Origin of the sequence: Acidovorax sp. ST3 (assembly GCF_003231145.1) — a bacterium.
In the GTDB taxonomy this organism is placed as follows: Bacteria; Pseudomonadota; Gammaproteobacteria; order Burkholderiales; family Burkholderiaceae_C; genus Acidovorax.
In genome coordinates this window covers 335,982-349,334 of the sequence record NZ_QKVP01000002.1, presented here as the reverse complement: position 1 = coordinate 349,334, position 13,353 = coordinate 335,982, and the positions used below count along the sequence as shown (strand labels likewise).

Annotated in this window: 6 protein-coding genes; 4 read left to right on the top strand and 2 right to left on the bottom strand. The window is 66.8% G+C overall.

What is annotated here, in order from left to right; genetic code table 11:
- The first annotated feature begins 25 nt into the window (after positions 1 to 25).
- From argH to DNK89_RS06520, 3 genes are all read left to right on the top strand, one after another.
- Entirely contained in the window at positions 26 to 1,495 is a 1,470-nt protein-coding gene (gene argH / locus DNK89_RS06530) for an argininosuccinate lyase (RefSeq protein WP_015013143.1), read from the top strand.
- Between the two features lie 41 nt (positions 1,496 to 1,536).
- Positions 1,537 to 2,526 (top strand): Bug family tripartite tricarboxylate transporter substrate binding protein, encoded by a 990-nt coding sequence (locus DNK89_RS06525; protein ID WP_110959426.1) that lies wholly within the window; start codon positions 1,537 to 1,539, stop codon positions 2,524 to 2,526.
- Between the two features lie 200 nt (positions 2,527 to 2,726).
- A complete protein-coding gene (locus DNK89_RS06520) occupies positions 2,727 to 4,184 on the top strand; it encodes a diguanylate cyclase domain-containing protein (protein WP_110959425.1) in 1,458 nt (485 codons plus the stop codon).
- 119 nt (positions 4,185 to 4,303) lie between these two features.
- Here the strand turns inward: DNK89_RS06520 and DNK89_RS06515 are convergent, their stop codons facing one another.
- Both DNK89_RS06515 and DNK89_RS06510 read right to left on the bottom strand, forming a co-directional pair.
- The gene (locus DNK89_RS06515) at positions 4,304 to 4,912 is read right to left on the bottom strand and encodes a hypothetical protein (RefSeq protein WP_015013146.1); all 609 of its coding nucleotides are present in this window, start codon (positions 4,910 to 4,912) and stop codon (positions 4,304 to 4,306) included.
- 45 nt (positions 4,913 to 4,957) lie between these two features.
- Complete coding sequence (locus tag DNK89_RS06510; RefSeq protein ID WP_110959424.1) at positions 4,958 to 7,075, bottom strand: catalase; 2,118 nt, start codon at positions 7,073 to 7,075, stop codon at positions 4,958 to 4,960.
- A 221-nt stretch (positions 7,076 to 7,296) separates the two neighbouring features.
- Here DNK89_RS06510 and DNK89_RS06505 point away from each other — a divergent pair, with 221 nt between their 5' ends.
- The gene (locus tag DNK89_RS06505; protein ID WP_110959423.1) at positions 7,297 to 13,281 is read left to right on the top strand and encodes an MG2 domain-containing protein; all 5,985 of its coding nucleotides are present in this window, start codon (positions 7,297 to 7,299) and stop codon (positions 13,279 to 13,281) included.
- The last annotated feature ends 72 nt before the right edge of the window (positions 13,282 to 13,353 follow it).

Sequence of the window (13,353 nt, the reverse complement as noted above, 5' to 3'; positions counted from 1 at the left end):
GAACCACCGGATTATTGCCCTCCTTATGTCCAAAGCCCAAGCCACCAGCGCCGACTCTGCGCCGTCCCACAACCAGCTCGACACCAAGGCACAGGCCTGGTCGGCGCTGTTTTCCGAGCCCATGAGCGACCTGGTCAAGCGCTACACCTCCAGCGTGTTCTTCGACAAGCGCCTGTGGCAGGCCGACATTGCAGGCAGCCTGGCGCACGCCGAAATGCTGGCCGCGCAAGGCATCATCAGCCCCGAAGACCATGCCTCCATCCAGCGTGGCATGGCGCAGATCAAAGAGGAGATCGAGTCCGGCGCCTTTGAGTGGAAGCTGGACCTGGAAGACGTGCACCTGAACATTGAAGCCCGCCTCACCCAGCTGGTGGGCGACGCGGGCAAGCGCCTGCACACCGGCCGCAGCCGCAACGACCAGGTGGCCACCGACGTGCGCCTGTGGCTGCGCGGCGAGATCGATCTGATCGGCGACCTGCTGAAAGAGCTGCAGGTGTCGCTGGTGGATGTGGCCGAGCAGAATGTCGAGGTGATCCTGCCCGGCTTCACCCACCTGCAGGTGGCCCAGCCTGTGAGCTTTGGCCACCACATGCTGGCCTATGTGGAAATGTTCAAGCGCGACGCCGAGCGCATGGCCGACGTGCGCCGCCGCACCAATGTGCTGCCGCTGGGCAGCGCGGCGCTGGCCGGCACCACCTACCCGCTGGACCGCGAGCGCGTCGCCAAAACCCTCGGGATGGACGGCGTTTGCCAGAACAGCCTGGACGCCGTGAGCGACCGCGACTTCGCCATCGAATTCACCGCCGCCGCCAGCCTGTGCATGGTGCACGTAAGCCGCCTGTCCGAAGAGCTCATCATCTGGATGAGCCAGAACTTCGGCTTCATCAAGATCGCCGATCGTTTTACGACTGGCTCGTCCATCATGCCGCAGAAGAAAAACCCCGACGTGCCTGAACTCGCACGCGGCAAGACTGGCCGCGTGGTGGGCCACCTCATGGGCTTGATCACCCTGATGAAGGGCCAGCCCCTGGCCTACAACAAGGACAACCAGGAAGACAAAGAACCGCTGTTCGACACCGTGGACACGCTCAAGGACACGCTGCGTATCTTCGCCGAGATGGTCGGCGGCCAGTTGAACCCCGCCACGGGCAAGAAAGAGGGCGGCATCACCGTCAACGCCCAGGCCATGGAGCAGGCCGCGCTCAAGGGCTACGCCACCGCCACCGACCTGGCCGACTACCTGGTCAAAAAGGGCTTGCCCTTCCGCGACGCGCACGAAACCGTGGCCCATGCCGTCAAGGCTGCGACCTCGCACGCGTGTGACCTGTCAGAGCTGCCCCTGAACGTGCTGCAGGGCTTCCACCCCGCCATCGAGAAGGATGTGTACGAGTGCCTGAGCCTGCGCGGCTCGCTCAACGCCCGCAACACGCTGGGCGGCACCGCACCCGCGCAAGTGCGTGCCCAGCTGGCCCGCCACCGCGCCCGCCTGGCTTGATCTTTGCACGGTCGCTTGACCTTCTACCCTGGAGCTTTTTCATGACAACTTCTCGCCGTAGCCTGCTGTCTCGCCTTGTGCGCACCAGTGCTTTTGTGGGGGCCGCACTGGCCGTGGGCCTGGCGTCTGCCCAGCAGGCCAAGCCCATTCGCCTGCTCGTGGGCTTTCCGCCCGGCGGTGGCACGGACGCCATTGCGCGCACTCTTTCCGAGAAGCTCAAGGACGAGCTGGGCCAGCCCGTGGTGGTGGAAAACCGCCCCGGCGCGGGCGGCCAGATTGCCGCGCAGACCCTCAAGGCCTCGGCGCCCGATGGCACCACGCTGTTCCTAACGCATGACCACACCATTTCCATCCTGCCCCAGGTGGTGAAGAACCCCGGCTACGAACCCGCGCGCGACTTTGTGGCGGTGGGCGGTTTTGCCACGTTTGTGAACGCGTTTGCGGTGTCAGGCGGCACGCCGGCCAAGTCCTTCACCGAGTACGTGGGCTGGGTCAAGGCCTCGGGCGGCGGCAAGGGGGCCGTGGGCATTCCGGCCCCGGCGTCCACGCCGGAGTTCCTGGTCAAGCTGATCGGGCAGAAGTACCAGCTGGACTTGGTGTCCGCACCCTACCGGGGCAGCGCCCCCATGATGGCCGACATGCTGGGCAACCAGATCAGCGCGGGCGTGGCCTCGGTGCAGGACTTCATGGAAAACCACAAGGCTGGCAAGGTGCGTGTGGTGGGCGTGCTGGGCACCAAGCGCCAGGCCTCCATGCCCGACGTGCCCACGTTCGACGAGATGGGTCTCAAAGGCTTTGAAGACCTGCCGTACTACGGCATCTACGCCCCCACCGGCACGCCGCAAAAGTTCATCACCGACTTTTCGAACGCGCTGGCCAAGGTCGTGGCCCAGCCCGATGTGCGAGAACACCTCACGGCAATGGGCCTCACGGTGGGCTACATGTCGCCCCAGCAGCTGGCCACGCGCGAAAAGGCCTACACCGAAGCCTGGACGCGCATCATCAAGACCAGCGGGTTTGTAGCGCAGTAAGGGCTGTCCAGCGGGCGGCGGGTCATACACCTGACCCCGCCCCGATTCGCAGCGCCGGCGGTGCGGCCCCTGAGGGGCCGATGTGAAGTCCTTGCACTGACCGGACTGGATGCCATCCCAGCGGCCTGCGTCTGCGCATTCGGTGCTGGCTGGGCTGCGCAGACCATGGCACCATCCGGCACCCACCCCGGACCTTCTTCATGCCCACCAGCCGCCTTCCTTCGAACTGGATCCATCACCGGTACCTGCCCCTCGCGGTGGGTGTGTGCAGCAGCACACTGGCCGCCTTGCTGGCCTGGGTGGTCATCGACATCTCCCACACCAAGGCGCGTGCCGAGATTGCTGCGCAGGCGCAAAGCCATCTGCTGCAGATCCGCGACCGCCTGGACCGGCAATTGCAAAGCACGCTGTCGGTGCCTGAAACGGTGTCGGCCTTCATTGCTGCACAAGGCAGCATGTCGCCCGACATCTTTGCCACCGTGGTGGGCCGTCTGCTGGAGCACCAGCGCAATATCCGCAACCTGGCCCTGGCGCCCGACAACGTCATCAGCGACGTGTACCCGCGCGTGGGCAACGAGCGGGCGATTGGCCTGCGGTACCTGGACAACCCGCAGCAGCGTGGCGCGGTGGAGCGCGCCATCCAGACCCGCCGCACGGTCGTTGCGGGCCCCATTCCTCTGGTGCAAGGGGGGCTGGGCATCATCAGCCGCACGCCGGTGTTTCTGGCGCATCCGCCGGGGCGCGCACCGGTGGGCGGGCCCCGTTACTGGGGCATCGTGTCGCTCACCGTCAATGCCGACACCCTGTTCGCCGATGTGGGCCTGAACTCTGATCAGATGGGCTTTCAGGTGGCGGCACGTGGCCTGGACGCGATGGGCGCGCAGGGCGCGGTGTTCATCGGCCGCCCCCAGTTGTTCGACGAGGAGCCCGCCACGCTCGATGTGCCTTTGCCGGGTGGCGGCAGCTGGATTCTGGGCGCGGTCCCTACCGGCGGCTGGGGAGCGGCAGGCCGCGCACCCGTGCTGGTGGTGATGCTGGCCTATGCGTTTGCGCTGGTGCTGGGGCTGTTGAGCGCGCGGCTGGTGCGCGCCCACCAGCAGGTATTGGCCCTGGCCAGCCATGACCGCCTGACAGGCTTGCCCAACCGGCGCCTGTTTGAAGACCGCTTGTCGCAGGCGGTGCTGACGGCCTACCGCGACCACCGTGCTGGCGCGTTGCTGCTGGTGGATCTGGATGGCTTCAAGGCCGTGAACGACAGTCTGGGGCATGGCAGTGGCGACCAGGTGCTGGTGCGTGTGGCGCAGCGTCTGGCCGGACTGGCGCGCGCCAATGACACCGCCGCCCGCCTGGGTGGCGACGAATTTGCCCTGGTGCTGAACGCCGTGGCGTCCCCCGAGGCCGCCATGGAAATGGCCCAGAAGGTGCTGGCAGCGCTGGTGGCACCCATCGGACTGGACAGTGGCCAACACGTGCTGACCGGTGCGAGCATTGGGGTGGCGTTGTTCCAGGGCCCTGCGGTGGAGTCGATGCCGGCGCTCATGGACCGGGCGGACCGGGCGCTGTACACCAGCAAGCGCAGCGGCAAAGGGCTGGCGATACTGGCCGAAGCCCCGGGAGTTGCCGAGCCGCCGCCGGAGACCTCCACGCCATCGGCGTGAGAGGCGGGTTTTGCCGATATCCAACAAAAATAGCTGCAGGCGCTAGTACATCAAGCGCTTGCAGCTATATTTTTAGGAGTCCAGCCTGTCGCAAGGTTGCCGTTCAGTCCGCAACCTGGTCACAGCATGGCCGTGCGCTGCTGCTCGGCGCGCGATGCGCCGATGGCGGTCTCCACGTTCTTGACCTCTTCGGGCGGGGGCAGCACGGCGGGCATGCCCAGGGCCTGAATGGCCAGTTCGCGGCACCAGCCCTTGGTGTGGTACAGGTGGTGGTCCTCGTCTTTTTCCACCGCCTTGTGGGCCACCTTGAGGGTGTGGCCCACATCGCCCGTGGCCACCTTGGCCACCTGGCCCAGCAGCTCCCAGTTGGCGTGGTCCTTGGTTTCGGCGTGCACCACACATTCGCAGGCCACCAGCTGTGCGGCCTCTGGCGTGCCCGACTTTTTGGCCAGCTGCATCGCCTGGACCAGGGAGGTGCCAATGTGCTTGACCACAGCCCGCGTGGGCGACTGCGCATCGGGGTCCAGGCCCAGCGCATCGCAGATGCCGCGCACCACGTTCTGGTGCGCCAGCGTTTCTTCCAGGTAGCCTTCCCATTCCTTCTTCAGGTCGGGGTTGATGGCGCAGGTGATGGCGGTGCGGTACACCTGTTCGCCGCCGAGTTCGGTCTCCATCATCTGCAGGACGAGGTCGTCGAGTTGATGGCTGTCGTAGTGGCTTTTGGGCATGGTGACTCCTTGGGTGGTGGGTGAACAAAAAAGAGGGCGATGCGGTCAGGCCAGGGTGCGGACTTGGGGCTCGCGGTCCCACTGGCGGGTCTGGGCGGCGGCGATGAAGCCCTGCACATCGGCCGGGTCCACCACGCCCGCATCGGGCTCGATGCCACCGGCCTGCAGGATGGCCCGGGTGCCCTTGCAGGCGGCAATGGCCTTGAGGTGGCCGAACGCGTCGCGGAACCAGTCCACGGCCGCCGCCTCCTTGGCCAGCTGTGCGCCCATGTCGGGCGACAGGATGGAGGCCACGGCGTCAAACACCGCCGACGGGGTGCCCGCCAGCTGGCCGTCGGCGGGCAGCAGCGTGCCGTCTTTCAGTACCGCGCCGCCCACCTTGGGCGCGACGATCTTCACGGTGGCGCCCACCTTCTCCAGCGCCTTGCGCAGGTTGGCCACCGAGGTGCCGTTGGAGCCGTCGGCCACCAGAATGCCGATGCACCGGCCCTGCAGCGTGGGCTTCATGCGGTCGATGATGCGCAGCGCGGGCGACAGGGGCAGGTCCTGCACCGGCTCGGTGGTGGCGGGGGCGGGCGGCAGGGTTTGCAGACCCAGGCCGTCGGCCACCCGCTGGGCCAGGTCAGCATCCACATGCAGCAGATGGCCCACCACCGCTTCGCGCACATGGGGTGTGCCCACCTTGGACAGCTCGAACACCAGCGCCGACGCCATGTGCGCCTGCTCCAGCGGGCTCTGGCTGCGGTAGAACATGCGCGCCTGGCTGTAGTGGTCGGCAAAGCTCTCGGGGCGTACGCGGCCCTTCACCCCGTCGTCGACCTGGGCCACATGGCGAAAGCCTTGCGCCAGCGACGCGCGGGGCGTGTCGCCTTGCAGGCTGCTGGGCTCGTAGTTGACGCGGCCCTTGGGCACCTGCATCTGCATGTGGCCGTCGCGCTGCAGGTTGTGGAACGGGCACTTGGGCGCGTTGATGGGGATCTGCGCAAAGTTGGGACCGCCCAGGCGCGACAGCTGCGTATCCAGGTACGAGAACAGGCGGCCCTGCAGCAGCGGGTCGTTGCTGAAGTCGATGCCCGGCGGCACATTGGCGGGGCAGAACGCCACCTGCTCGGTCTCAGCAAAAAAGTTGTCGGGCCAGCGGTTGAGCACCATGCGGCCGACGGGCTGCAGCGGCACCAGTTCTTCGGGGATGAGCTTGGTCGGGTCCAGGTGGTCAAAGGGAAAGCGCTGGGCGTCCTCCTCGGTGAACAGCTGCACCGACAGCTCCCACTCGGGGAAGTCGCCCGCCTCGATGGACTCGAACAGGTCGCGCCGATGGAAGTCGTTGTCGGCCGATTGCAGCTTGACCGCCTCGTCCCACACGGTGGACTGGATGCCCAGCTTGGGCCGCCAGTGGAACTTCACAAACGTGCTCTCGCCCGCTGCATTCAGCAGGCGGAAGCTGTGCACGCCAAAGCCTTCCATCATGCGCAGGCTGCGCGGGATGGTGCGGTCGCTCATGGTCCACATGATCATATGCATGCTTTCGGGCATCAGCGAGACAAAGTCCCAGAAGGTGTCGTGCGCGCTGGCAGCCTGCGGAAAGCCCCGGTCGGGCTCCATCTTCACGGCGTGCACCAGGTCCGGGAACTTCATCGCGTCCTGAATGAAGAACACGGGGATGTTGTTGCCCACCAGGTCCCAGTTGCCTTCGGGCGTGTAGAACTTGACGGCAAAGCCGCGCACGTCGCGCGGTGTGTCCACCGAGCCCGCGCCACCGGCCACGGTGGAAAAACGGGTGAACACGGGGGTCTGCACCCCTAGCTCGGTCAGCACCTTGGCGGTGGTGTACTTTTTGAGCGAGTGCGTGAGTTCAAAGAAGCCATGGGCTGCCGTGCCCCGGGCGTGCACGATGCGCTCGGGAATGCGTTCATGGTCAAAGTGGGTGATCTTCTCGCGCAGGATGAAGTCTTCCAGCAGCGCCGGGCCGCGCGGCCCTGCGCGCAGCGAGTTCTGGTTGTCGGCGACCGGAATGCCCTGCTGCGTGGTCAGTACCGGGTGCTTGCCGCCAGCCTGTTGCTGCAGTTCGCCCGCATTGCCGCGAAAGTTGTCGGACTGGGTGGAAGAGGGCAGGGCAGACGGCGATTTGTGGTCCGCGCTGCGCGAGGTAGGGGGTCGTGCCATGGGCGCTCCTGAGGGTGCGTGGGGTAAAACGAAGCCGTCATCTTTGGGCGCTGAGCAGGGACGGCGGGTAGGACATGGCCCCATCGGCACGTCGTCATGCACAGGAGATACCCATGGGCCCGCTCGATACGTAAGTGCTTGCAACACACACCCGCGCGACATGGCACTTTGTTACGCTTGCCGGTTCCTTCGGAGGGGATAGCGTGAACGCAAAAAAATGGATGTTGGCGGCCAGCCTGTCTCTGGTGGCCTGGGGGGCGCAGGCCCTGCAGATCACCAGCTTCTCGCCCCAGGGCGAGGTGGCGCGCGTGCGCCAGGTGGTGGCCAAGTTCGATAGCGCTGCGGTCAATTTCGGCGACCCCAAGGCGCCCGCGCCGCTGAGCCTGAGCTGCAGCGACGCCAGCGTCACCAAGGGCACGGGCCGCTGGACCGGCGAGCGCGAGTGGGTGTTTGACTTCGAGCGCGACCTGCCGCCGGGCGTGCGATGCACCGCCAGCGTCAAGCCAGGCTTCAAATCGGCCGCTGGCGCAGAGCTGACGGGCGCCAAGAGCTATCAGTTCAATAGCGGCGGGCCGTTTGTGCAGAACCTTCGCCCCAGCACCTACGAGCAGATCGACGAGGAGCAGTTCTTTGTGCTGTTCCTCAACGGCGCTGCCACCACGGCCAGCGTGCAGGCCAACGTGTGGTGCACGGCCGAAGGCGTGGGCGAGCGCATCCCCGTGCGCCTGATCGAAGGAGCCCAGCGCGCCGAGATCCTCAAGGGCCTGGGTCTGGAGAAAGACGCCGCACGCGACCCCTTGTCGTTTGCCACACTGGCCTGCAACCGCCGGTTCACCTCGGGCTCGCGCATGCAGATCGTGTTCGGCAAGGGCGTGGCAACGCCCAGCGGCGTGGCCAATACGGTGGAAAAGCGCTTCGACTTCAAGGTGCGCGAGCCGTTCTCGGCCGAGTTCAACTGCGAGCGTGAAAACGCCCAGGCGGCTTGCCTGCCCATCCGGCCGATGATGCTGTCGTTCAATGCGCCTGTGCCGCGCAAGCTGGCCGCAGCCATTCGCCTCCAGTCCGCCAAGGAAACCCTCAAGCCCCAGATCGACGGCGGCGCAGAAGGCGCCCAGGCCGATGCCCTGGTCAACAGCCTGCAGTTCAACGCGCCGCTGGCCGAGAACACGGCCTTCACCATCGAGCTGCCCAAGGACTTCAAGGACGCCTCGGGCCGCCCGTTGCGCAATGCGGACAACTTCCCGCTCAAGGTGTCTACCGGTGGCATGCCGCCGCTGGCCAAGTTTGCGGCGGCGCCGTTTGGCATCGTGGAGCGTTTTGCCGAAGGCCCCGCATCGGACAACCCGCCTGCGCTGCTGCCCGTGACGCTGCGCAACGTGGAGGCTGCCCTGCGCGTGCAGGGCCTGCAAGCAGGTGTTGCGACAGCCACCGCACCGGCGGGCAAGGTGAGCACGCTCAAGCCCCGCACCGACGCGGACATCATTGCCTGGTTCCGCAAGGTGCAGCGCTATGACAGTTACGTGGTCAACCGCAAGCAGGCGCGCCAGGACGTGACCGGCCCCCTGCCCAAGGTGCTGGATGACGACAAGGAATACGTGCAGTCGCGCATGCTGTCGCTGCTGGCCGGCAAGGGCGGCGTCAAGACGCTGGACCTGCCCAAGCCATCGAGCAACGACCCGCGCCCGTTCGAGGTGGTGGGCATTCCGCTCACACCCGGCTTCCATGTGGTGGAGATCGCGTCGCAAAAGCTCGGCGCCTCGCTGCTGGACGACCGCCATGGCGAAGGCCGTACGATGTATGTGCGCACCTCGGCGCTGGTGACCAACCTGGGGGTGCATTTCAAGCTCGGCCGCGAAAACGCCATGGCCTGGGTCACCACGCTGGACAAGGGCCAGCCCGTGCAGGGCGCCACAGTGCGCGTGTCGGACTGCCGGGGCAACGAACTGGCGCAGGCCGTGACCGACGCACAGGGTATTGCCCGTGTGGAGGGCCTCTCGTCCGAACCGCCCGGCTGCAATTCCAATTCTGAGGACGAGGTCGGCCAGTCGTACTTTGTGAGCGCCCGCCTCAAGGGGGTGGATGGCGTGGAAGACATGGCCTTCACCTGGAGCGACTGGCAGCGCGGCATCGAGCCCTGGCGCTTCAATGTGCCCACCAGCCGGTCTCCATCTCCGGACGAGCGCGCCCACACGATCTTTGACCGCACGCTGTTCCGCGCAGGCGAAACCGTGTCGATGAAACACCTGCTGCGTGCCGAAACACGCCAGGGCTTTGCCCTGCCGGGGTCGCGTCCTGACACCCTCGTTATCACCCACCTGGGCAGCGGGCAGCAGTTCACCCAGCCCCTGGTGTGGCGTGGCACGGCCACGGGGGGGCTCAGCGCGCAAAGCACCTTTGCCATTCCGCCCGCCGCCAAGCTGGGCGTGTACCAGGTCGAGTTCGCGGGCAATGGCACGATGAACGGCAACATCGCGTCGGGCTCGTTCCGGGTGGAGGAGTTCCGCCTGCCTGTGCTGGAGGGGCGCATTGCCCCGGTCGATAAAAAGGCGCTGGTGCGCGTACGCTCGGTGCCCACCGATGTGCAGATCAACTACGTGGCCGGTGGCGGCGCGGCCAACCTTCCGGTGCGCGTGTCGGCCCTGGTGCGCGGCAAGTCCCTGGAGTTCAGCGACTACGACACCTTCCGCTTCAGCCCGCCGCGCAAGCGCGAGCAGAGCAATGCCAACAGCGACGACGAAGAAACCTCCGCCAGCCAGGACGCGCGCGTGATTGCCGACAAGCTGCCCCTCACGCTGGACAAGAACGGTGCGGGCAAGGTCACCATCGACAACGTGCCCCAGGCGCGCCAGCCGCAGGAGCTGCTGCTGGAGGCCACCTATGCCGACCCCAATGGCGAGGTGCAGACCCTGCGCAGCACGCAGACGCTGTGGCCTGCCGGTGTGGTCGCGGGCATCAAGACCGAGGGATGGGTGTCTGCGCGCCAGAAGATTCGCTTCCAGGCGCTGGCGCTGCAGCACAACGGCAAGCCGGCGGCCGACACCTCGCTGCAGGTGCAGGCGGTGGCACGCATCACCACCACCACGCGCAAACGCATGGTGGGCGGCTTCTACAGCTACGACAACCAGACCGAAACCAAGGACCTGGGCACGCTGTGCACCGGCAAGAGCGACGCGCGCGGCCTGCTGCTGTGCGAGGCCAAGCTCGACGAGGCGGGCGAGGTGGAGCTGGTGGCCACGGCCACCGACAAGGACGGCAACACCAGCGTGGCCGCGTCGTCGGTATGGGTGACGCGCCAGGGCGAGCTGTGGTTTGGCGGCGAAGACCACGACCGCATCGACCTGCTGGCCGAGAAGAAGAGCTACCAGCCCGGCGAGACCGCCAAGTTCCAGGTGCGCATGCCGTTCCGCTTTGCCACGGCCCTGGTGGCCGTGGAGCGCGAGGGCATCATCGACACGCAGGTGGTGCAGCTCAACGGCCAGGACCCCACGGTAAGCCTGAAGGTGCAGCCCGACTGGGGCCCCAACGTGTACGTGAGCGTGCTGGCCCTGCGCGGCCGCCTGCGCGAGGTGCCGTGGTACAGCTTCTTCACCTGGGGCTTCAAGGCGCCGCGCGAGTGGTGGAACTCGTTCTGGTACGAAGGCAAGGAATACCAGGCACCCACGGCGCTGGTGGACTTGTCCAAGCCCGCCTACCGCCTGGGCGTGGCCGAAATCCGCGTGGGCACGCAGGCCCACCAGATCGATGTGAAGGTGCAGGCCGACAAGGAGAGCTATGCCGTGCGCGGCAAGGCACAGGTCACCATCACCGCCACGCTGCCGGGCGGCAAGCCCGCCGCCAATGCCGAAGTGGCCCTGGCCGCTGTGGACCAGGCCCTGCTGGAGCTGATGCCCAACAACAGCTGGAACCTGCTCGAAGCCATGCTGCAGCGCCGCAGCTGGGGCGTGGAGACATCGACCGCGCAGATGGAAATCATCGGCCGGCGCCACTACGGCAAGAAGGCTGTGCCCGCTGGCGGCGGTGGGGGCAAGTCGCCCACGCGCGAGCTGCTGGACACCCTGCTGCTGTGGGAGCCCGCGCTCAAACTCGACGCCAACGGCCAGGCCAAGGTGACCGTGCCGCTCAACGACGCACTGACCACCTTCAAGATCGTGGCAGTGGCCGATTCCTCCACGGGGCTGTTTGGCACCGGCAGCACCAGCATCCGCGCCACGCAGGACCTGCAGATCATCAGCGGCCTGCCGCCGCTGGTGCGTGAGGACGACCAGTTCCGCGCGCAGATCACGCTGCGCAACACCACCAAGGCCGCCATGAAGGTCGAGGTGGCGCCGCGCGCCACGCTGCTGGAGCTGAAGCCGCAGACCATCGACATCCCGGCCGGAGAGGCACGTGAGGTGGCCTGGGACGTGACCGCCCCCGCGCAGCTGGCGCAAACGCGCGCCGAGGCCATCCTGTGGGAGATCGAAGCCAAGGACCAGGTCAGCGGCGCCCGCGACGCCCTCAAGGCCCGCCAGCGCATCGTGCAGGCGGTGCCGCTCACGGTGCAGCAGGCCACGCTGGTGCAGGTGGACGGTAGCTACAACCTCGACGTGAACCCCCCTGCCGACGCATTGCCCGGCCGGGGAGGCCTCAAGATGTCGCTGCAGCCCAAGCTGGCCGAAGGCCTGCCCGGCGTGCGCGACTGGTGGGCCCGCTACCCGTTTGCCTGCCTGGAGCAAAAGACCAGCAAGGCCGTGGGCCTGCGCGACGGCGCGCTGTGGCAGACCGTGGTGGCGCAGTTGCCCACGTACCTCGACAGCGATGGCCTGGCCAATTACTTCCCGCCGCGCGACGGCGATGCCAACCGGGGCAGCGACACCCTCACGGCCTATGTGCTGGCCGCCACGCACGAGGCCGCCAGCATCAACCCCGCGTTTGCCCTGCCCGACGAAGCCCGCGCGCCCATGGAGCGTGGCCTGATCGCGTTTGTGGAAGGCCGCATCCAGCGCAACTTCTGGAGCCCGCGCAAGGACCTGGACATGCGCAAGGTGGCCGCGCTCGAAGCGCTGTCGCGCTACGGCAAGGCCCAGGGCCGCATGGTGAGCAGCATCACCATCGCGCCCAACCAGTGGCCTACCCACACGGTGATCGACTGGGTGAATGTGCTCAAGCGCGTGGCCGATGTGCCCGAGCGCGACAAGCGCCTGGCCGAGGCGATGCAGATCCTGCGCGGCCGCCTGTCGTTCCAGGGCACCAAGCTCATCTTCAGCAACGAGCAGGACGACTACTGGTGGTGGCTGATGCAGAACGGCGACGTGAACACCGCCCGCCTGATGCTGGCCGTGATGGACGACCCGGCCTGGAAGGACGACATGGGCCGTCTGGCCAACGGCTTCATCAGCCGCCAGCAGGCGGGCGCCTGGCACACCACCACGGCCAACCTGTGGGGCGGCCTGGCGCTGGAAAAATTCAGCGCCAAGTTCGAGGCCACACCGGTGTCTGGCACCACCAAGGCCAGCATGGGGGGCAACACCGCCAGCGTGGACTGGAGCAAGGTCGATCGCGTGAAGGCATCTGACGCCACTGGCGCTCCCAACCAGATCACTTGGTTTGGCGCGCCCGCATCGCCCGGCAACCTGAAGAACAACGGTATGTTCCTGCCATGGTCTAGTGCAGCAGGCAAGGCGGGCGGCAAGGAGCAGCTGGCCGTTACGCACCAAGGCCCGGGCAAGCCCTGGCTCACGCTGCAGTCGGTGGCGGCCATTGATCTTAAAGCGCCGTTCGCGGGAGGCTATGCGATCAAGAAGACCATCACCCCGGTGGAGCAGGCCAACAAGTCGCTGCCCGCCGGCCAGTACACACGCGGCGACGTGCTGCGCGTGACGCTGGAGGTCAACGCCACAGCCGACATGACCTGGGTGGCCATCACCGACCCCATCCCCGGCGGCGCCACCATTTTGGGCAGCGGCCTGGGCCGCGACTCCGAGATCGCCACGCAGGGCGAAAAGAAGACCGGCGCGGGCTGGCCCGCGTTCGAGGAGCGCAGCTTCGAGTCCTTCCGCAGCTACTACGAGTACCTGCCCAAGGGCACCGTCAAGATGGAGTACACCGTGCGCCTGAACAACGCGGGCGACTTTGCGCTGCCGCCGAGCCGCGTCGAGGCCATGTATGCGCCCGAGATGTTTGGTGAACTGCCCAACGCACGGGTGAAGGTGCAGGTGGCCAAATAAGCTGCGACGCTCCAACGCCACTCTGTCATAACGCCGCCATGCAACGCCTTGCCCATCGTCCACCCCAGGCCT

Excerpts from the sequence above, each read along its gene's own strand:
- DNK89_RS06525 (WP_110959426.1), top strand. The coding sequence starts at position 1,537 with ATGACAACTTCTCGCCGTAGCCTGCTGTCTCGCCTTGTGCGCACCAGT.
- DNK89_RS06515 (WP_015013146.1), bottom strand. The coding sequence starts at position 4,912 with ATGCCCAAAAGCCACTACGACAGCCATCAACTCGACGACCTCGTCCTG.
- DNK89_RS06505 (WP_110959423.1), top strand. The coding sequence starts at position 7,297 with ATGTTGGCGGCCAGCCTGTCTCTGGTGGCCTGGGGGGCGCAGGCCCTG.
- DNK89_RS06510 (WP_110959424.1), bottom strand. The coding sequence starts at position 7,075 with ATGGCACGACCCCCTACCTCGCGCAGCGCGGACCACAAATCGCCGTCT.
- DNK89_RS06520 (WP_110959425.1), top strand. The coding sequence starts at position 2,727 with ATGCCCACCAGCCGCCTTCCTTCGAACTGGATCCATCACCGGTACCTG.
- argH (WP_015013143.1), top strand. The coding sequence starts at position 26 with ATGTCCAAAGCCCAAGCCACCAGCGCCGACTCTGCGCCGTCCCACAAC.